This is a genomic window from Streptosporangium sp. NPDC051022 (assembly GCF_040683035.1).
Lineage (GTDB): Bacteria > Actinomycetota > Actinomycetes > Streptosporangiales > Streptosporangiaceae > Streptosporangium.
Genome location: NZ_JBFBCF010000001.1, coordinates 223,993 through 244,319 on the forward strand (window position 1 = coordinate 223,993; position 20,327 = coordinate 244,319).

The following is a 20,327-nucleotide window of genomic DNA, read 5'->3' on the forward strand; positions in this document are numbered from 1 at the left end:
AAACCGAGCCCGACGAAACCGAGCGCAGCGGGGCTGAACCCGGTGGAACCGAGGCTGTTCACCCGGGAGCCCATGGACCTCGCGGCCGAGCTGGCGGCCGGCACGTACGGGCCGGTGACCTGTGGCGACCTGATCGCCGAGATCGAGGCGGCGGGGCTGCGGGGGCGCGGAGGCGCGGGCTTCCCCGCGCACATCAAGTGGCGCGCGGTCGCCGCCAACCCCGGGCCGCGCGTGGTCGTGGCCAACGGGGAGGAGGGCGAGCCCGTCTCGCACAAGGACCGCTGGCTGCTGACTCACCGGCCGCACCTGGTTCTCGACGGCCTGCTGCTGGCCGCGCAGGCCGTGGGAGCCGACCGGGCCGTGGTCTACCTGTCCCACTCGGACACGGTCACCGCGATCGGCGCGGCGCTGGCCGAGCGCGCGCCCGCCGTCCGGGTGGATGTCCACGTGGTCGAGCCCACCTACGTCGCGGGGGAGGAGAGCGCCGCCTGCCGGTCCATCAGCGGTGGCCCGGCGCTGCCGCAGGCCAGGCCGCCGCGGGTCTGCGACCAGGGCGTGGACGGGCACCCGACGCTCGTCTCCAACGTCGAGACCCTGGCGCACGCCGCCTGGATCGCCCGGCACGGCGCCGCCGCGTACCGGCGGCGGGGCACGCCGGAGTCGCCGGGCACCACGCTCGTGACGCTGACCGGCGCGGTCGCCGAGCCCGGCGTGTACGAGGTCCCGTTCGGGCTGACCCTCACCGAGCTGTTCGACGTGGCCGGGGGCTTCACCTGCGACCCGGCCGGGTTCGTGATGGGCGGCTGGTTCGGCGGCCTGCTCGGCCCCCGCCACGCGAACCTGCGTGTCACCTACGAGGACGTGAGGGCCGCCGGGTCGGGCCTCGGCTGCGGCGCCGTCACCGCGCTCGCCGCCGGCCAGGAGCCGCTCGCCGTCGCCGCCGACATCACCGCCTGGTACGCCGAGGAGTCGGCCAGGCAGTGCGGCGTCTGCGTCAGGGGCACCGCCGCCATCAGGGACGCGTTCGCCGCCCTGCGGAGCGGTACGGCGTCAGGCAAGGACCGGGCCGACCTGGCCCGCTGGGGGGAGACTCTGCCCGGCCGGGGCGCATGCGCCTTCCTCGACGGCGCGGCCGGGTGGGCCAGAACCGTTCTCACCGAATTCGGAGGAGTCACGACATGAAGGCGTTCGTCGACGCGACCAAATGCAACGGCTACGGCACCTGCGCCGAGCTCGCGCCCACGCTCATCCAGCTCGACGACTGGGGCTACGCCTCGGTCATCGGCGACGGCACGGTGACGGACGAGGCCACGGCCCGCGCGGCCGCCGCGTCCTGTCCCGAGTGCGCGATCACCTTCCAGGACTGACCGTGGACCTCGGACTGAAGAACAAAGTCGCGCTCGTCACGGCCGCCAGCCGCGGGATCGGCGCCGCGATCGCCGGGCTGCTCGCAGCGGAGGGCGCCACGGTCGCCGTCAGCGCCCGCGACCCGAAGGCCCGGCCCGGTCAGGTGGCCTACCCGGTGGACCTGTCGGACGCCATGGCCGTCGACGCCCTCGTCCCGCGCGTCGTCGCCGACCACGGGCGGCTCGACGTCCTCGTGGTCAACACCCCGGGGCCGCGCATCCTGCCGTTCCTGGAGACCACGGCCGACGACTACGCGACCGCCTACGACCTGCTGGTCCGCCCGGCCGTACAGCTCGCCACGGCGGGCGCCCGGGTCATGGCGGAACAGGGCGGCGGGACCATCCTGTTCATCACCTCGACCTGGGTGAAGCAGCCGGCGCCCGGCGGCGTCCTGTCGGCCACCATGCGGTCGGCCGTCTCGGCACTGTCGAAGCAGATGTCGATGGAACTCGCTCCGCACGGGATCCGCGTCAACCAGCTCATGCCGGGCGCCACCGGCACCGACCGGATGCGCGCCATCACCGCCACCAAGGCCGCCGCCAACGGCACCACCGAGGACGAGGAGATCGCCAAGGTCGTCTCGGCCATCCCGCTGGGCCGCTGGGCGGAGCCGGAGGAGATCGCGCGGGCCGCCGCCTACCTCGTCTCTCCCGCCGCGGCCTTCGTGACCGGCGAGGCCTTCGCGGTCGACGGCGGCGCCATCCGCTCAACCATGTAACCGAAGGAGCATCCGAATGCCGAAGACACTGCGCGAACTGTTCGTCGACCAGTTCAAGCTGTGCAAGCTCACCTCGTCGGAGACGGTCGCGGTCATCTCCGAACTGGGCCAGAAGACCCAGTACGCCGAGGCGGCCGTCGCCGCCGCCCGTGACCTCGGCGCCGGCGCCCTCGTGCTGACCGCCTCCAGCCTGTCGAACCCGATGCTGCCCCCGTACGAGGCGGACGGCCGGGAGGTCGCGGCGCTGCTCGCCGCGGCGGCCGAGTGCGACCTCGTCATCGACGTGACCGTGGGCGGCCTGATCCACTCCGACGTGCGGACCCGGATCACCGGCAACGGCAAGCGCATGCTGTTCGTGGCCGAGCCGACCGACGTGCTGGAGCGGCTCATGGGCGACGAGAACCTGCGCGCCGTCGTCGAGGCGGGCGGCCGCCTTCTCAGGGCCGGGAACACGCTCCGCGTCACCAGCGCCGCCGGAACGGACCTGACCGCCGACATCTCCGGCGAGAACCTGCCGATCACCCATCAGTGGGGCTACGTGGACGAGCCGGGCCGCTGGGACCACTGGCCGAGCGGCTTCGTGGCCTGCTTCCCGCACGACCGTACGGCGCAGGGCCAGATCGTGCTCCAAGCGGGCGACGTGCTCATCCCGTGGCAGCGCGCGGTCCGCGACACCGTCACGCTGACCGTCGAGGACGGCTTCATCACCGACATCAAGGGTGACGGCAACGACGCGTTCGTGCTCCGCGACTACATGGAGGCGTGGCACGACCCGGAGGTGTACGCCCTGTCCCACATGGGGTGGGGTGTCCACCCGATCGCCCGCTGGTCGGCCTTCGAGGTCTACGAGCCGCGCTCGCTGTACGGCCAGGAGCTCCGCTCCACCGCCGGGAACTTCATGTGGTCCACCGGCCCGAACCGGTTCGCCGGCCGGGAGACCCCGGCCCACCTCGACATCCCCATGCGCGCCTGCACCGTCGAGATCGACGGCGTGGCGGTCGTCCGCGACGGCCGTCTCACCGGAGAGGGCGCCTGACGTGGACGCCAAGACCCTGGAGCGAGCGATCCTGGCCCTGGCCAAGGACACCGACCTGCTCGCCAGGTTCCGCGAGAACCCCGCCGCCGTGGGCGCCGAGATGGACCTGGACGCCGAGTGGGCGGGCGTCATCGCGGGCGGCGACCGCGACCGGCTCCGCTCGGCGGGCCTGGTCGACGGCATCACGATCCTGGTGAGCCGCTGGTTCGCCGACGACCTCGGCGACTCGACGAGCGCGGGGCGCTTCCACGTCGAGACGTCGGCCGCGCTGCCCGACCCGGACGTCCCGGCCAACCTGGTCTTCGCGGGCGGCTGCTCGCACGTTCCCGACCTGCTGGCCCGGCCGGAGATCGACCCGGCCGAGGCGGTCGGGCGGCTCAGTGAGGGCTACCGGAGGCTGGCCGAACGGCTCGCGGCCGCCGACCCCGAGGTGCTGATCGTCACGGCCGACTGCCACTTCCAGAGCTTCAACACCGGGGCCTTCGTGGTGGGTTCGGGAGCGACCCACACCGGCTCGATGGAGTTCTTCAAGCGGCCCGACCTCGACCTCACGCTGACCGGCGCCCCCGAGTACGCCCGCGCGCTGGTCGACGCCATCCGGGCCGAGGGTCTGGAGGTCGAGGAGTCGCCTCGGATCGACCTGGACCACGGCCTGATCGTGCCGCTGAGGCAGCTGCTGCCCCGGCCCGACCTGCCGGTCATCCCGATCATCACTCAGCCCGCCCGGGGCTTCTCCCCGTTCGGCGCCCGCGCCTTCGGCGAGGTCATGCGGTACGTGGTGGCCGGGCGCGGCAAGCGGGTCGCGATGCTGGCGACCGGGGGCCTGTCGCACTGGCTCGACCCGGGCAAGTTCGGCGGCGTCGACGTCGAGTTCGACACGTACGTGCTGGAGATGCTCCAGGCGGGGCGCGGCTGCGATCTCGGCAACCTGGAACCGTACGCGCTGCTCGACCACGGCCAGTACGAGTTCCTGAACTGGCTGATCATGCTGGGCCTGACCGGGCCGGGAGTGCGGGGCGAGGTGCTCGCCTACGAGCCGATGGAGGCGTCGGGCGGCGGCTGGACCGTCGTCGACATGCTGCTGCCGGAGCCGGTCGATGCCTAGTCTCAAGGTCGGCCTCACCCAGTGGCACGCCACCCGGGACCTCGCCGCGAACGTCGCGCGCGCGGTGGAGATGATCCACGCGTGCGAGGGGGCCGACCTGGTGCTGCTGCCGGAGAACGGGCTCATGCTCGGCACCAACGCCGAGATGCGGGCCGCCGCGCTGACCGTGGACGCGCCGGAGATCGGCGCGCTGCGGCGGGCCGCCAGGGACACCGGCCGCGCGGTCGTGCTCGGCGGGTTCAAGCGCAGGCACTCCGGCGGCGTGCACAACACCGCGCTCGTCATCGACGGGCACGGTGAGATCGCCGGGGGCTACGACAAGATCCACCTGTTCGACGCGGTGGTCGACGGGCGGTCGTTCGAGGCCTCCGGGGTCGAGCTGGCGGGGGAGCGGCCCGTGCTGCTGTCCGTGGCCGGGGTCACGGTCGGGGTCACGATCTGCTACGACGTGCGCTTCCCCGAGCTGTACCGGGCGCTGGCGCTCGCCGGGGCGGAGGTGTTCCTCGTCCCGGCCGCGTTCACCCAGCGCACCGGCGAGGCCCACTGGGAACTGCTGCTGCGCGCCCGAGCCGTGGAGAACACGGCCTACGTGGTCGCTTCGGCGACGGTCCGCGGGGCACAGGGCGATGACGCGTTCCCCACCTACGGCCACGCCCTGGCCGTCGGGCCGTGGGGCGAGGTGCTCACGGACCTCGGCGAGGCCCCGGCCGCCTATCAGGTGGTCGAACTCGATCCGGCCGAGGTCACCCGCCGCCGGGAGGCGCTTCCCGTGCTGCGCGGGGTGCGCCCCGCCGCGTACCGTGTCCCGGCAGAGATCATCGAGCTTGGTGGAGGAGTCGGCGGATGAACGACGGGATCGTCCGGGCCGGGGAGAGCTTCGGCATCGGTAACGAGTTCACCGGGGTCCAGGTCCGCAAGGTGTGGACCCGGCAGGGCGAGCGGCTGGAGCTGTACGTGCCGAAGCACGGCTACCGCATCCTGCTGGACGCCATGCAACTGGAGATCGTGGCCGCCCAGGACCCGGAGAAGTTCAGCGAGCTGTTCGCACGGAAGTTGGGTTCCGAGGATGCCTGAGATCCGGCCGGGCACCACCGTCGACGAGCTGTACCGCACGCTGCGCGAGCGGATCATCACGGGCGTCTACGGTCCCGGGCTGCGGCTCTCGCAGGGCGCGCTCGCGACGGAGCTGGCGACCTCGCGCACCCCCCTGCGCGAGGCCCTGCAGCGGCTGGAGGCCGACGGACTGGTCGTGTCGCAGGCCAACCGGGGCATGGAGGTCGCGCCGGCCAGCCACGCCGACGTCGAGCAGCACTACGTGCTGCGCCTGCTCGTCGAACCCCCGACGATCGCCGGGCTCGTCGGGGAGTTCACCGGCCAGGACCTCGACCGGATGGCCGCCGACCTGGAGGACATGGAGCGGGGCGGACGCCGTATCCGTGACTTCCAGGAGGCGCACCTGCGCTTCCACCAGACCGCGCTGCGCCGCTACCCCAAGGGGGTCGCCGACCTCATCGACACCCTGCACACCCGGATCTACCGGCACCAGCGGCTCTACCTGTCGCACCCGGGGACCCCGGAGGACTTCACGGCCGCCGACCGGATCTTCCTGGAGGCGATCAGGGACGGCGACGCCGTCCTCGCCCGGCAGATCCTGGAGTTCCACCTGATCGACGCGGCGCTCGGCCTCGTCCTCGACGGCTCACCCGACCACGTCTTCGACGCGCTGCCGATGACCGCCCGCGGCCTGGGCATCGAGCTGGAGACCGGACCCGACCGGCGGATCGAGCGCCCCGCGAGGCTGCGCTGGCTCCGCCAGGAGGTCCGCCACGACCTGGCCCTCACCACCACCAACCTCACGAACGTCCCTCTCGAAGGAGATCCCCCATGACCGCCATCCGGGTCGGCATGATCGTGCCGAGCTCGAACACGACGATGGAGACCGAGATCCCCGCGATGCTGCGCGCCCGGGAGGAGATCCGCGCCGAGCGGTTCACCTTCCACTCCTCCCGGATGCGCATGCGGCACGTGGATCCCGAGCAGCTGCGCGAGATGGACGAGCAGTCCCTGCGCTGCGCGGTCGAGCTCGCCGACGCGGACGTGGACGTCATGGCGTACGCCTGCCTGGTGGCGATCATGGCGCAGGGCGCCGGATACCACCGGGCCAGCCAGGGCAACCTGGCCGAGCGGGCCGGGGGGAACATCCCGGTCGTCACCTCGGCGGGCGCGCTCGTCGAGGGACTGGGACACCTCGGGGCCAGGAAGATCTCGGTCATCGCCCCGTACATGAAGCCTCTCACCCAGACCGTCTGCGAGTACATCGAGGCCGAGGGCGTCGAGGTGCACGACTCGATCAGCCTGGAGGTCTCCGACAACCTGGCGGTCGGGCGGCTCGACCCGGCCGACCTCGTCGACGTCGCCAAGAAGGTCGACACCTCGGGCGTGGACGCCCTCGTGCTCAGCGCGTGCGTCCAGATGCCCTCGCTGCCCGTCGTGCAGCGGATCCAGGACGCGTTCGACATCCCGGTGGTGACCGCCTCGGTCGCCACCGTGTGGCGGACCCTCCGCGTGCTCGGCCTCGACCCGGTCGTTCCGGGCGCCGGGTGGCTGCTCGCGGATCGCGGCTGATTTTCATCGCTCCCTGAGTGCATACATTTTTGCATTCACATCCCCCATATCCCCCTCGTAGAAGGGACATGTCATGTTGTCCGTCACCTATGAGGACGACCCCCGGGTCGTCGAAGAGCAGCGCGCCGAGGACTACGCCCAGCACGCGGTCCCGCTCACGGCGCGCGTCCCCAGACTCAAGCTCCTGATGGCCAACTGGTCGCTGCTCAGCGCCATGGTGTGGCTCTTCTACGGGGCACTCGTCTCCAGCCTGGTGGGCACCGAACAGGCGATCATCGGGCTTGTCGTCACGGTCGCCGTCTACGCCGGGCTGAACTGGCTCATGACCGCCTGGGGCGTCCGCTGGGGCCTCAACCCGACGCTGCTGTCGCGCCGCATGTTCGGCGCCGTCGGAGCCGTCCTCACCTCGCTGCTGATCGCCGCCAACACCACGTACTACGCGGTGTTCGAGAGCAGCGTGCTGGCTCAGGCGTTCAAGATCCACTTTGACGGGCCCGACATCCGCTGGTGGTACCTGATCGTGGTCGTCGCGATGCTGCCGCTCATGATGGGCAGCGTCCAGACATGGATGGACCGGATCAACGGCATCCTGCTCCCGCTCTACGTGGTCGGGGTCGTCGCGGCCGTCGTCGTCGCGGCGATCGATCACCACGGGCAGTCGGACTGGCTGCAGTTCCCCGGCGTCATCCCGGCCGAGGCGCGGCCCGTGCCGGGCTGGCTCATGACGTTCACGCTCTACATGGGCATCTGGCTGCTCATGCCGACCACGGTCGAGTTCGCCCGGCTCGGCAAGCCGAAGGACCTGCGCTTCCACCAGCACGTCACGTTCGGCTGGGTCTACTGGATCTGGCTGTTCCTGCTCAACGGCCTGGCGGGCATCTTCCTCACCCGCACGGTCCTGCCCAACGACCCGGCCGCCGAGGCGGGCGTCGTCCAGGCCATCGTCACCACACTCGGCCTGTGGGGCGTCCTGCTGATCGTGGTCACCCAGACCCGGGTCAACACGGTCAACTACTACCTGTCGTCCATCAACTGGCAGCGGCTCTTCGCCCGGATGTTCGGGCTCCGGCTGTCGCGCCTGGTCTGGGTCGTCATCGTCGCCGCCGTGGCGTTCCTGCTCATGCTGACCGACGTGTTCAGCTACCTGCAGAACGCGCTGACCTGGCAGGGCGTCTTCCTGGTGAGCTGGGTCGGCATCGTCGTCACGCACTTCGCGCTCACCCCGCAGGACCGCGGGCCGGACGGCCCCGAGTTCCGGCCGGGGCGGCTGCGTAAGGCCACCCCGGGCCTCGGCGTGTGGATCGTCTCGGCCGGGATCGGCATCTGGTTGACTCAGAGCTCCGCGACCTTCCCGACGCTGTCGCAGCTCGCGCCGCTGGTCGCGCTGGTGATCAGCGTCGTGCTCTACGCCCTCGTGCTCAAGCTCGGCCCGTCCAGCCTGCTGCGCCGGGAGGGCGACCCGCGCACCGAGGTGGACGACGCGTGGGCGGCCCGGATCGCCTGCGCGATCTGTGAGCGCTCGTACGTGGCGTTTGAGATGGACCGGGACCCGGCCAACGGCGGCGCCCCCGTCTGCACCGCGTGCGGCGAACTGGGCCGCACCCGATCGAAGGAAGAAGTGAGAACACCGTGATAGTACGTGGCATCGGCTGGCTCGGATCGCGCACCACCCACTTCGAGGACATGCGCGCGTTCCTGGCGGACGTCGTCGGCCTGCCGATCGGGCTCGATCAGCCGGGCGCCGTGGTCTTCGACCTGCCCAACGGGGACGCGTTCGAAGTGTTCAAACCCGCCGACACCGACCACTCGTTCTTCGAGCACCCGGTCGCCGGCCTGCTCGTGGACGACGTCCGGGAGGCCAGGGCCGAACTCGAGGCCCACGGGATCGAGTTCATCGGGGAGGTCCACGTCGGCGTCGAGACCTCGTGGGCCACTGAGTGGTCGCACTTTCGCGCCCCCGACGGACACGTGTACGTCCTGGTCAGCCGCCCGGCCCAGCACCCGGGCGGTGGCCGCAGGCACTTCGACGAGCTGCGGATCTGCCTGAAGGTCAAGAATCTCGACGAGGCCGTCCGCCTCTACCGCGACGGCCTCGGCCTGCCGATCGTCGACGAGTGGACCCACCCCGGCGGCCAGCGCGGCGTGCTGTTCGCCGTCGCGCCCGCCGCGATCGAGCTGTTCGACGAGGCCCAGTGGGACCTGGTCGACGACTCCGAGGCGGGCGGGCGCTACGGCCGCGACCACGCGCTGCGCGTCGAGGTCCGCGACGAGGACGAGCTGGAGAGGCTGGCCGCCCGCCTCGCCGAGGCCGGCGCCGTCCGAGAGGCCGACGTCGTGACCACTCCGTGGGAGCAGCGCTGCCTGCGCCTGGGTGCGCACGACGGCGAGCAGCTCACCCTATTCACGCTCCCGGAACAGGAGCGCGTCATCCGTGAGCGGGCCCGCCGCCTGCTGCCGAACTGACCGGAGGCCCCCTTGGTCGACGCCCTTTTCCGTCCCGGCCGGATCGGCACCCTCGATCTGGCCAACCGGGTGATCAAGTCGCCGCAGACCACCGCCCTGTCCAACCAGGACGGCACGGTCACCCAGCGGCTGGTCAACCACTACAAGCGGCTCGCGGAGGGAGGTCCCGGCCTGATCATCGTGGAGTACAGCTACGTCGACGACGACGCGAGCAAGTCGATCCACGCCCAGGTCGGGATCTCCCGCCGCGAGCACGTCCCCGGCCTCGGGTGGCTGGTGGACGAGGTCCACGCGGCCGGCTCGAAGATCGGTATCCAGCTTGAGCACTGCGGCCGGCAGAAGTTCCTCGGCACCCCGCCGATCAAGTCGGCGTCCGACGTGTCGTGGGACTACGTCGAGTCCCAGTACGGCAACAGGCCTGTCGCGCTGACGACCGAGGAGATCGCGGGCGTGGTCCGCGCGTTCGGCGACGCGGCCGAGCGCGCGTACCTGGCCAGGTTCGACCTGGTCGAGGTGCACGCCGGGCACGGTTACCTGCTGACGAACTTCCTGTCCCCGCACACCAACAAGCGGACCGACGAGTACGGCGGCTCGTTCGGCAACCGCGCCCGGCTGACCCTGGAGGTCGTGGCGGCCATCCGCGCGCGGGTGCCACGCGACTTCCCGTTCAGCGTGCGCCTGTCGGTGACCGACTACGAGGCCGACGGCATCCCGATCGAGGAGACCGTCGAGCTGGCCCGGCTGCTCGAAGCCGCGGGCGTGGACGTGATCCACGCCTCCGGCGGGCACCACGCCCTCATGGAGTACGAGGTCAGCCCGTGGTTCATGCCGCGGGCCCCGCACCGGTGGGGCTGGGAGAAGATCAAGCGGGCCGTCTCGATCCCCGTGATCGCGTCGGGCTCGCTGGTCAGCCCGGAGGTGGCGGCCGAGATACTGGAGAGCGGCGGCGCGGACTTCGTCTCGCTGGGCCGGGCGCTGCTGGCCGACCCGGACTGGACCCGCAAGGCCCGCGGGGGACGGTTCCTGGACATCGTGCCGTGCATCCGCTGCAACGACGGCTGCCTTGACCGGGGACTCAACGCCGGGCGCAGCACCGGGTGCGCCGTCAACCCGCGGATGGGCGAGGAGTACTCCTACCCGGTCGAACCGGCGGCGGTCCCGCGCGACGTCGCGGTGGTCGGCGGCGGCCCGGCCGGGCTGCGGGCGGCGGCCGTACTGGCGGACCGGGGCCACCGGGTCACCCTGTTCGAGCCGGACGAGCCGGGCGGCGCGCTCAACCGCGCCACGCTCCCCGCGCACCGGCAGGACCTGGCGGCCCTGCGCGACCACCTGGTCCACCAGGTGCGGGCCAGGGACGTCGAGGTCGTCGCCGCCAGAGCCGACGTGGCCTCGCTGGCCGACGGCTACGACCTCGTGTACGTGGCGACCGGCGGGGGTACGAAGGCCCTCCCCGGCGGGACCCCGGCACGCGAGGTCACCGACCCGGCCGCCGTCACGTCCCCCGTGGTCGTGGTCGGCGGCGGGCTCACCGGCACCGACACGGCGCTCTGGCTCGTCGGCGCGGGCCACCAGGTGACGCTCGTCGAGGCCGGACCGGCCATTCTCGCCAACCGCGAGGTGTTCACCGACGCCATGGCGCTGCCCGGCATCCTGACCGGGAAGGGCGTCACGATCGTCACGGACACCGAGGTCACCGAGGTGACCGACGAGGGCGTGCGGACCGCCGACGGCCGGGTCATCCCGGCCGCCACGGTCCTGGTCGCCGTCGGGCGGACCCCCGACCCGGCCCTGGCCGATGCCCTGCGCGCGGCCGCCCCGGGCCTTGAGGTGGTCACGCTCGGCGACGCCGTTCGGCCCGGCCGGGTGATGGACGCCCTGCACGGCGCCTTCTTCGCCGCCCGCAGGGCCTGATCGCTGAAAAAGACCTGATCGCCACGAAAGAAAGGACAGCGCGATGGGCGCTCTCGACGGCAAGGCAGTGATCCTCACCGGTGCGGGGTCCGGCATCGGCCGGGCGGTCGTCGTCCGTTACGTCGCCGAGGGCGCCCGCGTGGTCGCCGTGGACCGGAACGCGGACAACCTCGGGGAACTGCACGAGGAACTCGGCGACGCGGTGATCCCGTTCCCCGCCGACGTGCGGTCCTGGGACGACAACGTGCGCGCGGTCGAGACGGCCGTGTCCGCGTTCGGCGGGGTCGACGTGTTCGTGGCCAACGCCGGGATCTTCGACGGGGCGCGAGCTCTGGAGGACATCCCGGGGGAGGACCTGACCACGGCCGCCCAGGAGATCTTCGGGGTCAACGTGATCGCACCCATGCTCGGCGTCCGCGCCGCGGCCGGCGAGCTGATCAGGGCCAGGGGCGCCGTCGTCATCACCGGCTCGTACGCGAGTTTCCATGCCGCAGGCGGCGGCCCGCTCTACACGGCGTCCAAGCACGCCGTGCTCGGGCTGGTCCGGCAGCTCGCGTACGAGCTGGCGCCGGACGTGCGGGTCAACGGGGTGGCGCCCGGCGTGGCCCCGACGCGGCTCGGCGGAATCGACGCCCTGGGGCAGCGGCCCGCCGAGTCCGTCCTCGACGGCACTCGCGAGGCCCTGCCGCTCCAGGAGATCCCGTCCACGGCCGCCTACGGCGGCGTCTACACCCTGCTCGCGAACGCGGCCGACTCCGGTCACATCACGGGCAGCATGGTGAACGCCGACAGCGGCCTCGACATTCGCGGCCTGGCGAAGCCCGGCGGGCGGGTGCGGTAGAGCCGCCGCGGATGGGGCGCTCCGGTACCACGGCGGAGCCGTCGCCGACGCTCTGGGATCGCCCGAGACGGCACCCCGCGGGGGCGTGGCAAGGTAGAGGCATGGCAACTGGTCCCAAGCGGGAGCCGGAGACGGTCGCGACGCCTTCCGCGCTGATGGCCGCCCCCGGCTACCTGGCCCGGCGGATCTATCAGTCGTACGTCGCGCTCTGGACGCGGGTCGTGGACCCGGTTCTGACCGGCCCGCAGTACGCGGTGCTGACCGCGGTCGACAGTTATCCGGGAGTGGATCAGAAGTCGCTGGCGTCGTCGGTCGCGCTGGACCGGTCGACGATGACCGACGTGGTGCGCCGGATGGAGGACGCCGGGCTGATCGTCCGGCGAACGGCCCTGCATGACGGGCGGCGGAAGCTGCTCTACCTGACCGAGGAGGGCGCCGGGCGGCTGGCGGAGGTGAGACGGCTGGCCCGCGCGCTGGACGAGGAGCTGCTGCGCGGTTACGAGGGGGCCGGGCGTGACCAGGTCATGCGGGAGCTGACGAGGCTGGCCGCCCACTGGGAGAGCCTGCTCGACGGTCGCTGACGGCCTTTTCCCGCCGCGTTCTCGTTCCGGCCCATCCGCCTTGGGCCCTTGCCTTTCCGAGATAGTCCGTGTTCGGATTAGTTCTCGAGGGCGCAAGCCCGTGGCTCCGTCACCCTGGAACGCCGGTCGTCGCCGGCGTGTCCGGCACATGAAAGCCGGCGTTCCATCTCGCTGCATATAGGTGTATACATAAGCATACAGAGCGGCGGACGCGCGTTGTGGAGCACAGGCATGAAGGAGGAACAGTGCCGGCTAGCCAGTCGTACGCCATCACGATCGTGGGGGGCGGCCTCGGAGGACTGACCGCGGCGCTGGCCCTTCGCCGGCGCGGCCTTCGTGTCACCGTCCTTGAGCAGGCCGCCGAGCTGGGGGAGGTGGGCGCCGGAATCCAGACCGCGCCGAACGCCAGTCGCGTTCTGCTGGGTCTCGGACTGCGCGCCCGGCTCGAGGCCATCCGGACCGAGCCCCTCGACCAGGTCCGCCGCCGCTGGCAGGACGGCGGCGTCATCGGGCTGACCGGTCTCGGCGAGTTCTGCAAGCGCGAGTACAACGCCCCCTACTGGCACTACCACCGCGCCGACCTGCACAGGGCGCTGCTCGACGCGTGCCTGGACGCGGAGGGCGCCGGGCCGGTGGTCGAGGTCAGGACCAGCAGCAGGGTGGTGGAGATCGATCGGAGCGACCGTGCCCGGCCGGTCGCGATCACCCAGACGGGCGAGGCGTACGACACGGACGTGCTGATCGGCGCGGACGGCATCAGGTCCAGCGTGCGCGACCTGCTGGGTTTCGCGGACACGCTCGTGTTCTCCGGCGACATGGCCTACCGGGCGCTCATCCCCGGCGACAAGATCGCGGCCGATCCGGCCACGCGCTGGCTGGTGGACCGCTACCAGAGCACGATCTGGTACGGCCCGGACCGGCACCTCGTCCACTACATGATCCGAGGCGGGGAGTATCTCAACGTCGTGGCGATCGTGCCGTGCTCTCCGGAGGTGCGTGACAACTGGACCGCGTCGGCGACCGTCCAGGAACTCGTGGACGCCTTCCCCGGCTGGGACGACCGGGTCGCCGCGATGCTCTCCAAAGCGGAGGGCGACATCTCCGCGTGGGCGATGTACCACCGGCGTCCGGACCCCGTCTGGGTGGACGGGCACGTCGCGCTCCTCGGTGACGCCTGCCACGCGATGCTGCCGTACCAGGCGCAGGGCGCCTCGCAGGCCATGGAGGACGCGGCGGTGCTCGCCGAGGAACTCGGCTCGGTCCCGGTCGAGGGAGTACGGCACGCCCTCACACGCTACGTCGCACGACGGGCGAAGCACGCCGGGATGGTGCAGGACGCCGCCTGGCGGAACATGGACTTCTACCACCTGCACGACGGGCCCGCGCAGCGGCGCCGCGACGAGAGCCTCAAGAACTTCGACGGGGAGTCCGACGTCTCCTACCGGTGGCTGTGGAGCGGTACGCCCCTGAACGATCCCGACGAGGAGAGGTTCGCCTACCAGTTCCACGGCTGACCCTCCGGGACGCGGGAGCTCCGAACCCCCAAGCAGAGGCGGGAGCTCCGGACCCCCAAGCAGAGAAGGGATCATGAAACCCGCATCGTTCACCTACCACCGGGCCCGCGACATCGCAGGCGCCGTGGGCCTGCTCGCGGAACTGGGCGAGGACGCCAAGGTCATCGCGGGCGGCCAGAGCCTGGTCGCGATGATGAACTTCCGGCTGGCCCGGCCCGCCCACCTCGTCGATCTCGGCCGGCTCCGGCGGGAACTGGCGTACATCCGTCCGGAGGCCGGCGGCGCGCTGCGGATCGGGGCGCTGACCACCCACCACGAGGTGGAGACCGCCGAACTCGGTCCGGGCTTCGAGGTGATCCGCGACGCGATGCGGTGGATCGGCCACCTGCCGATCCGTACCCGGGGCACGGTCGGCGGGAGCATCGCCCACGCCGACGCCACCGCCGAATGGTGCCTGCTCGCGGTGCTCCTGGACGCCGAGATCGTCGTCCAGGGGCCCGGCGGGCGGCGGGTCGTCCCGGCCGGAGACCTGTTCCTCGGCTTCTACACCACAACGCTGCGGCCCGCCGAGATCATCGTGGAGGTGGTCTTCCCGAGGGCGGCCCGGCGGGCGGCACTCGTCGAGTTCGCCGAGCGGCACGGGGATTTCGCCGTCGTCGCCGCGGCGGTCGACCTCGACCACGGGCGGGTCGCGCTGGGCGGGGTCGCGCCCGCCCCGGTGCGGGTCCCGGAGGCCGAGGCCGTACTGGCCGGCGGCCGGAGCGCGGAGGTGTTCGCCGAGTGCGCGGCGGCCGCCGCGGCGGCCTTCGACCCGCCGGGCGACGCCGACGGGAACACCGGCGGGAACACCGGCGGGGACACCGGCGGGGACACCGGCGGGGACGCCGACGGGGACGCCGACGGGGACGCCGACGGGGACGCCGAGTATCGCAGGGTCCTCACCCGGACCCTGGTCATCCGGGCCTGTGAGGAGGCGATGCGGCGATGAGCCTGGTCGGGACGTCGGTCGCGCGCCGTGAGGATCCCCGGCTGCTCACCGGGAGCGGCCGCTTCGTGGACGACATCCACCTGCCGCGCATGCTGCACGCGCAGTTCGTCCGCAGCACGGTCGCGCACGGGACGGTCACGGACGTCGACCTGTCGCGGACGCTCGCGGTTCCGGGAGTGGTCGCGGCGTTCACCGCCGCCGACCTGGCGCTCGGGGACATCACCGCCGTGCTCGACCGGCCGCCGAACGAGTTCGTGCCGACCGGCATGCCCGTTCTGGCGCGGGACCGGGTGCGTTACGTCGGGGAGCCGATCGCCATCGTGCTCGCCGAGGATCCCTACGCGGTCGAGGACGGCGTCGAGGCCGCCAAGGTGACCTACGAGGTGCTCGTCCCGGTGGTCTCCGACGAGGCGGCGCTCGCGCTGGGCGCACCGCTCGTCCACGCCGCCGCGGCGGCGAACACGCTCGTGGACGTGTCGATGTTCGCCACGGCGGGCATCGACGAGGTCTTCGCCGCCGCGCCCTGCGTGGTGAGCGTACGGGCGAAGACCGGCCGGCAGAACGCGCTGCCGCTGGAGACCCGCGGCGCGGTCGCGAACTGGGACGCGCGCGACGAGCAACTGCTCGTCCAGACCTGCACCCAGGTCCCCCACCTGGTACGGACGGTCATGGCCGAATGCCTCGGGCTGGCCGAGCGGAACGTTCGGGTGCTGGTCCCCGACATGGGCGGCGGCTTCGGGCTGAAGTGCGTGGTCGGGCGGGAGGAGATCGCCGTCGGGGCGGCGGCCCTGTGGCTGCGGCGGCCGGTGAAGTGGATCGAGGACCGCAAGGACGCCCTGACCGCCTCCTTCCTGGCACGCGAGCAGCGCTACGACGTCCGGGCGGCGTTCGACGCCGACGGCAGGATCCTCGGGATCGACGCCGACGTGGTGTGCGACATGGGCGCCTACTCCTGCTACCCGTTCACCGCGGGCATCGAGCCCCTGATGGCCTCGGCCGAACTGCCCGGTGTCTACCGGGTCCCGGCGTATCGCGTCCGGGGCCGCGCGGTCACCACCAACAAGGCGCCGACCGCTCCCTACCGGGGTGTCAGCAGGCCGCAGATCGTCATGGTCGCGGAGCGGCTGTTCGAGCGGGCCGCCCGCGAACTGGGCCTGGATCCGGTCGAGATCCGGCGCCGCAACCTCATCACCGAGTTCCCCTACACGGGCGTCAACGACGTCACATACGACCCGGGCTCCTACCTGGAGTCGCTGAACCTGTGCGAACGGGTGCTCCGGGACGAGGACTGGTACGCGCTGCGGGACTCCGCCGACCGGGTGGTCGGGATCGGCTACTCCTGCTTCAGCGAGCGCACCGGCTACGGCTCGGGCGCGTTCGCCAAACGGAAGATGGCCGTGGTCCCGGGCTTCGACGTGGCCGAGATCCGGATGGACCTCAGCGCCGCGGTGACCGTCACCACCGGGACCATGAGCCACGGCCAGAGCCACGAGACCACCCTCGCCCAGATCGTCGCCGACCGGCTCGGCCTCGCGCTCACCCAGGTGAAGATCCACCAAGGGGACACCGACCGCGTCACCTACGGCTTCGGCAGCTTCGCGAGCCGCTCGGCCACCATCGGCGGCAGCGCCGTCGCCCGCGCCGCGACCGCCCTGGGCGACCGGCTGCTAAGCCTCGGCGCGCACCTGCTGGAGACCCCGGCCGACCAGGTCGAACTCCACAACGGCTCGGTACGGGCCCCCGACGGGCGCGCCGTGACGTTCGAGGAGATCGCCGACGTCGCCTACCTGAGGGCGCACCTGCTGCCCGCCGGTGCCGAGCCGGGGCTGACCGCCCGCGCCTCGTTCGACGTGAAGGGCGACGGCACGTTCTCCAACGCCGCTCACGGCGTGGTGGTCGAGCTGGACCCGGGCACCGGGCGGGTGCGGATCCTGCGGTACGTGTGCGTGGAGGACTGCGGGGTCGCCATCCACCCGCAGGTCGTGGAGGGCCAGTGCCGGGGCGGCATCGCGCAGGGCATCGCCGGGGCGCTGTTCGAGCAGGTCACCTATGACGCGCAGGGTGAGCCGTCGTGCGCGAGCTTCATCGACTACAAGGTGCCCACGGCGATGGAGATCCCGGAGATCACGATCCACCACCTGGAGACGCCGTGCGAGTTCACCGAGAGCGGCGCGAAGGGCGCGGGGGAGGGCGGCACGATCGGCGCGCCGGCGGCCGTGCTGAACGCCGTGAACGACGCACTGCGCCGGACGGGAGTGGAACTCGACGACACGCCCATCCGCCCGGAGACCGTGCTGCGCGCGCTGCTGCGCCAGGGAGCGACCATATGACCGACAAGATCCTGATCAGCCTCACCGTCAACGGCACGACGCATGACGACGTCCTGGTCGAGGCCCGCCACACGCTCGTCGACGTGCTGCGTCACGGCCTCGGGCTGACCGGCACCCACGTCGGCTGCGAGCACGGGGTCTGCGGCGCCTGCACGGTGCTGGTCGACGGCGCCCCGGCACGCGCGTGCCTGATGTTCGCCGTGCAGGCCGAGGGCGCCGACATCCGCACGGTCGAGTCGCTGTCGGACGGCGACGGGGAGCTGAGCGATCTGCAGCGCGCGTTCTCCGAGCACCACGGGCTGCAGTGCGGCTTCTGCACACCCGGCTTCCTCATGCTCGCCGAGGGATTCCTGGGTGAGCGGCCGCAGGCGACCAAGGAGGAGATCCGCGAGGTCGTCTCGGCCAACCTGTGCCGGTGCACCGGCTACCAGACCATCGTCGAGGCGATCGACGGTTGCGCGCGCGAAAGGCGCGGAGAGGCGAGGCAATGATCCTGGACAACGAGATCGCGGTGAACGCCTCACCAGACGAGGTCTTCAGGCTGGTCAGCGACGTGGAACGGATCGTCATGTGCCTGCCGGGGGCGGAGATCCGCGGCCGTGACGGCGATGCCTACCGAGGTGGGATCAAGGTCAAGGTCGGCCCGATCACCGCCGAGTACGCCGGAACCGTCCGCTTCCTGGAGACCGACGCCGACCGCCGCCACCTGCGCATCCAGGGCCGGGGAGCCGACACGCGCGGTCACGGCGACGCCGAGGCCGAGATCCGGCTCACCGTGGACGAGGCGCCCGGCGGCGCGGTGCTGCGGCTGAGGACCGACCTGCTGATCAGGGGGAAGCTCGCCCAGTTCGGCAAGGGCGCGATCGTCGCGGTGTCCAACCGGCTTCTCACCCAGTTCGCCCGCGACCTGGCGGCCCTCATCGAGTCCGACCGCACCGGTGGTCCCATCGCCCACGGCGGGTACTCCGCCGATCCGGGCGGAGACCCGGTGCCGGCCGGCGAGCCCGGGACGGCCGTACGGCCCGCTCCGCGGCGGCCGGGACCGGCCGGGCGGGAGGCCGCCGCCGAACTCGACGGGCTGGCGATGCTGATGCCGCCGTCGGTCGCCAAGTACGCCCCGGTGGCCGCCGCGTTCGCGGTCGGGGTGTTCCACGGCTGGCTGCTGGCGACGGTGCGTTCGCAGGCCAGAAGACTGAAGGAGTTTCGACGTGGCTGACGGCATGTACGGACGGCGGACCGACGACATCTACGCGACCGCCGGATTCGGGGCGACCGTCCGGCGAGGCGGGCGACCGGCGATCGTCGTCGTGGACCTCACCAACGGCTTCACGGACCCGGCCTACCCCACGGGGGCCGATCTCGGCGACGTGGTGGCGGCCGCGGCCGAGCTGGTCGAGGCGGGGACGCGCGCCGGTGCGCCGGTCGTCTTCACCACCATCGCCTACACCCCGGCCGAGGCGGACGGGACGGCCGTACGGTGGCTGGACAAGACACCGGGGCTGCGCGCGCTGCGGGAGGGCGGCCCGGCCGTGGCGGTCGACCGGCGGCTGCCGCGCCGTGACGAGGACCTGCTGGTGGTGAAGAAGGGCGCGTCGGCGTTCTTCGGCACCTCGCTCGCCTCCCTGCTCACCGGCATGGGCTGCGACACGCTCCTCGTGTGCGGCGCGACGACCAGCGGCTGTGTCCGCGCGACGGCCGTGGACGCGGTGCAGTCCGGCTTCTCGGTGCTGGTGCCGCACGAGTGCTGCGGCGACCGGGCGGCGGGCCCCCACGACGCCGCGCTCTTCGACATCCAGGCCAAGTACGGCGACGTCATCTCACTGGCCGACGCCGTCGGCTATCTCGGCAGGAGCCCCCAGCGTGTCTGACCGCGTCCTCACCCAGTCCGCCCTCGCCGACCTGGCCGACGTTCCGGCGCTCAGCCGCTGGGTCCGGTCGGGTCCGCTGCGCCTGCACGTTCTCGACTACGGCGGAGAGGGCCTGCCACTGGTCGTTCTGCCCGGCATCACCAGCCCGGCGATCAGCATGTGCTTCGTCGCCCGCGAACTCACCGACCTGGTCCGGCCGATCGTGCTCGACGTGCGCGGGCGAGGGCTGTCGGACGACGGCGCCTCCTACACGCTGGTGGACTACGCGGCCGACGTCGAGGCGGTGATCCGGGAACTGGGCCTGCGCCGCCCGTTGCTGCTCGGCCACTCGATGGGCGCGCGGATCGCGGCCGTCACCGCCGTACGGTCCGCCGTGCCCCTGAGCGGGACCGTGCTGGTGGACCCGCCGATGAGCGGCCCGGGGCGCGGGCCGTACCCGACCACGCTCGCGGCCTTCCAGTCCCAGCTCGACCAGGCGCGGCGCGGCACCGACGCCGACGAGGTGGCGCTGTCGTGGCCGCGCTGGCCGCGCCGCGAGCGGGAGCTGCGCGCCCGCTGGCTCGCGAGCTGCGGCTCGCAGGCGGTCGCGGCGACGCACCGGGGCTTCGAGACCGAGGACTTCTTCGACATCTGGCCCGCCGTACCGGCCCCGGCCGTGCTGCTCTACGGCGCGCAGAGCCCCGTCGTCACGGCGGAGGGCGCCGAGGAGGCGTCCCGGGCGAACCCCGCCGCGCGGACGGTCGAGATCCCCGACGCCGGTCACATGGTCTTCTGGGACAACCCCGGCGGGGCCCTGGCCGCCCTCCGCGAGGCGCTCGCACCGTGGGCGTCCGGTGACGGGAGCCGGGCGACGCCCCGGGAAGCCCGGGTTCCCTAAGACTCCAGGGGCCTGCGCCCCACACACGAGATCAGTTCGACCCCATGAGTCCCGGGCTCACCC

The 20,327-nt window shown here is 72.2% G+C and carries 21 protein-coding genes; all 21 read left to right on the top strand.

Annotation, left to right across the window (positions count from 1 at the left end):
- Positions 1–42: 42 nt before the first annotated feature.
- The 21 genes from AB0N02_RS01030 to AB0N02_RS01130 all read left to right on the top strand — a co-directional run bounded on the left by AB0N02_RS01030 (position 43) and on the right by AB0N02_RS01130 (position 20,264).
- The gene (locus AB0N02_RS01030; RefSeq protein ID WP_363941068.1) at positions 43–1,182 is read left to right on the top strand and encodes an NADH-ubiquinone oxidoreductase-F iron-sulfur binding region domain-containing protein; all 1,140 of its coding nucleotides are present in this window, start codon (positions 43–45) and stop codon (positions 1,180–1,182) included.
- On the top strand, positions 1,179–1,367 hold the full coding sequence (locus tag AB0N02_RS01035) for a ferredoxin (protein WP_363941070.1): 189 nt from the start codon (positions 1,179–1,181) through the stop codon (positions 1,365–1,367). The genes AB0N02_RS01030 and AB0N02_RS01035 overlap by 4 nt, the downstream gene beginning before the upstream one ends.
- Before the next feature lie 2 nt (positions 1,368–1,369).
- Positions 1,370–2,125, top strand: a complete 756-nt coding sequence (locus AB0N02_RS01040) for an SDR family oxidoreductase (RefSeq protein WP_363941072.1) — start codon at positions 1,370–1,372, stop codon at positions 2,123–2,125.
- 16 nt (positions 2,126–2,141) lie between these two features.
- Positions 2,142–3,161, top strand: coding sequence for a hypothetical protein (locus tag AB0N02_RS01045; protein ID WP_363941074.1), 1,020 nt, complete (start codon positions 2,142–2,144; stop codon positions 3,159–3,161).
- A 1-nt stretch (position 3,162) separates the two neighbouring features.
- Positions 3,163–4,266 (top strand): hypothetical protein, encoded by a 1,104-nt coding sequence (locus AB0N02_RS01050; RefSeq protein WP_363941076.1) that lies wholly within the window; start codon positions 3,163–3,165, stop codon positions 4,264–4,266.
- Positions 4,259–5,113 carry a nitrilase-related carbon-nitrogen hydrolase gene (locus AB0N02_RS01055; RefSeq protein WP_363941078.1) on the top strand — a complete coding sequence of 285 codons (855 nt, stop codon included), beginning with the start codon at positions 4,259–4,261 and terminating at the stop codon, positions 5,111–5,113. The genes AB0N02_RS01050 and AB0N02_RS01055 overlap by 8 nt, the downstream gene beginning before the upstream one ends.
- Positions 5,110–5,340 carry a hypothetical protein gene (locus tag AB0N02_RS01060; protein WP_363941080.1) on the top strand — a complete coding sequence of 77 codons (231 nt, stop codon included), beginning with the start codon at positions 5,110–5,112 and terminating at the stop codon, positions 5,338–5,340. Before AB0N02_RS01055 ends, AB0N02_RS01060 begins: the two co-directional genes overlap by 4 nt.
- Complete coding sequence (locus AB0N02_RS01065; RefSeq protein WP_363941083.1) at positions 5,333–6,154, top strand: GntR family transcriptional regulator; 822 nt, start codon at positions 5,333–5,335, stop codon at positions 6,152–6,154. Before AB0N02_RS01060 ends, AB0N02_RS01065 begins: the two co-directional genes overlap by 8 nt.
- Entirely contained in the window at positions 6,151–6,891 is a 741-nt protein-coding gene (locus tag AB0N02_RS01070) for an Asp/Glu racemase (protein ID WP_363941085.1), read from the top strand. The genes AB0N02_RS01065 and AB0N02_RS01070 overlap by 4 nt, the downstream gene beginning before the upstream one ends.
- Positions 6,892–6,964: 73 nt before the next feature.
- Positions 6,965–8,524, top strand: a complete 1,560-nt coding sequence (locus AB0N02_RS01075) for a hypothetical protein (protein ID WP_363941088.1) — start codon at positions 6,965–6,967, stop codon at positions 8,522–8,524.
- Positions 8,521–9,354 carry a VOC family protein gene (locus AB0N02_RS01080; protein WP_363941090.1) on the top strand — a complete coding sequence of 278 codons (834 nt, stop codon included), beginning with the start codon at positions 8,521–8,523 and terminating at the stop codon, positions 9,352–9,354. The genes AB0N02_RS01075 and AB0N02_RS01080 overlap by 4 nt, the downstream gene beginning before the upstream one ends.
- Before the next feature lie 12 nt (positions 9,355–9,366).
- On the top strand, positions 9,367–11,265 hold the full coding sequence (locus tag AB0N02_RS01085) for an FAD-dependent oxidoreductase (protein WP_363941091.1): 1,899 nt from the start codon (positions 9,367–9,369) through the stop codon (positions 11,263–11,265).
- A 43-nt stretch (positions 11,266–11,308) separates the two neighbouring features.
- The gene (locus tag AB0N02_RS01090; protein ID WP_363941093.1) at positions 11,309–12,106 is read left to right on the top strand and encodes an SDR family NAD(P)-dependent oxidoreductase; all 798 of its coding nucleotides are present in this window, start codon (positions 11,309–11,311) and stop codon (positions 12,104–12,106) included.
- Positions 12,107–12,207: 101 nt separating this feature from the next.
- Positions 12,208–12,687 (top strand): MarR family winged helix-turn-helix transcriptional regulator, encoded by a 480-nt coding sequence (locus AB0N02_RS01095; protein WP_363941095.1) that lies wholly within the window; start codon positions 12,208–12,210, stop codon positions 12,685–12,687.
- Between the two features lie 245 nt (positions 12,688–12,932).
- Positions 12,933–14,201, top strand: coding sequence for an FAD-dependent monooxygenase (locus AB0N02_RS01100; protein ID WP_363941097.1), 1,269 nt, complete (start codon positions 12,933–12,935; stop codon positions 14,199–14,201).
- Positions 14,202–14,274: 73 nt separating this feature from the next.
- The gene (locus AB0N02_RS01105) at positions 14,275–15,189 is read left to right on the top strand and encodes an FAD binding domain-containing protein (protein ID WP_363941099.1); all 915 of its coding nucleotides are present in this window, start codon (positions 14,275–14,277) and stop codon (positions 15,187–15,189) included.
- Entirely contained in the window at positions 15,186–17,519 is a 2,334-nt protein-coding gene (locus AB0N02_RS01110) for a xanthine dehydrogenase family protein molybdopterin-binding subunit (RefSeq protein WP_363941101.1), read from the top strand. Before AB0N02_RS01105 ends, AB0N02_RS01110 begins: the two co-directional genes overlap by 4 nt.
- The gene (locus AB0N02_RS01115; RefSeq protein WP_363941103.1) at positions 17,516–18,010 is read left to right on the top strand and encodes a (2Fe-2S)-binding protein; all 495 of its coding nucleotides are present in this window, start codon (positions 17,516–17,518) and stop codon (positions 18,008–18,010) included. Before AB0N02_RS01110 ends, AB0N02_RS01115 begins: the two co-directional genes overlap by 4 nt.
- Positions 18,007–18,735: an SRPBCC family protein gene (locus tag AB0N02_RS01120; RefSeq protein ID WP_363941105.1), complete on the top strand. Its 729-nt coding sequence runs from the start codon at positions 18,007–18,009 to the stop codon at positions 18,733–18,735. The genes AB0N02_RS01115 and AB0N02_RS01120 overlap by 4 nt, the downstream gene beginning before the upstream one ends.
- Positions 18,728–19,387 (top strand): isochorismatase family protein, encoded by a 660-nt coding sequence (locus tag AB0N02_RS01125; protein WP_363941107.1) that lies wholly within the window; start codon positions 18,728–18,730, stop codon positions 19,385–19,387. Before AB0N02_RS01120 ends, AB0N02_RS01125 begins: the two co-directional genes overlap by 8 nt.
- Entirely contained in the window at positions 19,380–20,264 is an 885-nt protein-coding gene (locus AB0N02_RS01130) for an alpha/beta hydrolase (RefSeq protein ID WP_363941109.1), read from the top strand. Before AB0N02_RS01125 ends, AB0N02_RS01130 begins: the two co-directional genes overlap by 8 nt.
- Positions 20,265–20,327 lie beyond the last annotated feature (63 nt).

What these genes read in the sequence shown, in the direction of transcription:
- AB0N02_RS01045 (WP_363941074.1), top strand. Translation starts at nt 2,142, where the DNA reads ATGCCGAAGACACTGCGCGAACTGTTCGTCGACCAGTTCAAGCTGTGC.
- AB0N02_RS01065 (WP_363941083.1), top strand. Translation starts at nt 5,333, where the DNA reads ATGCCTGAGATCCGGCCGGGCACCACCGTCGACGAGCTGTACCGCACG.
- AB0N02_RS01095 (WP_363941095.1), top strand. Translation starts at nt 12,208, where the DNA reads ATGGCAACTGGTCCCAAGCGGGAGCCGGAGACGGTCGCGACGCCTTCC.
- AB0N02_RS01075 (WP_363941088.1), top strand. Translation starts at nt 6,965, where the DNA reads ATGTTGTCCGTCACCTATGAGGACGACCCCCGGGTCGTCGAAGAGCAG.
- AB0N02_RS01115 (WP_363941103.1), top strand. Translation starts at nt 17,516, where the DNA reads ATGACCGACAAGATCCTGATCAGCCTCACCGTCAACGGCACGACGCAT.
- AB0N02_RS01120 (WP_363941105.1), top strand. Translation starts at nt 18,007, where the DNA reads ATGATCCTGGACAACGAGATCGCGGTGAACGCCTCACCAGACGAGGTC.
- AB0N02_RS01090 (WP_363941093.1), top strand. Translation starts at nt 11,309, where the DNA reads ATGGGCGCTCTCGACGGCAAGGCAGTGATCCTCACCGGTGCGGGGTCC.
- AB0N02_RS01110 (WP_363941101.1), top strand. Translation starts at nt 15,186, where the DNA reads ATGAGCCTGGTCGGGACGTCGGTCGCGCGCCGTGAGGATCCCCGGCTG.
- AB0N02_RS01060 (WP_363941080.1), top strand. Translation starts at nt 5,110, where the DNA reads ATGAACGACGGGATCGTCCGGGCCGGGGAGAGCTTCGGCATCGGTAAC.
- AB0N02_RS01055 (WP_363941078.1), top strand. Translation starts at nt 4,259, where the DNA reads ATGCCTAGTCTCAAGGTCGGCCTCACCCAGTGGCACGCCACCCGGGAC.
- AB0N02_RS01070 (WP_363941085.1), top strand. Translation starts at nt 6,151, where the DNA reads ATGACCGCCATCCGGGTCGGCATGATCGTGCCGAGCTCGAACACGACG.
- AB0N02_RS01035 (WP_363941070.1), top strand. Translation starts at nt 1,179, where the DNA reads ATGAAGGCGTTCGTCGACGCGACCAAATGCAACGGCTACGGCACCTGC.
- AB0N02_RS01105 (WP_363941099.1), top strand. Translation starts at nt 14,275, where the DNA reads ATGAAACCCGCATCGTTCACCTACCACCGGGCCCGCGACATCGCAGGC.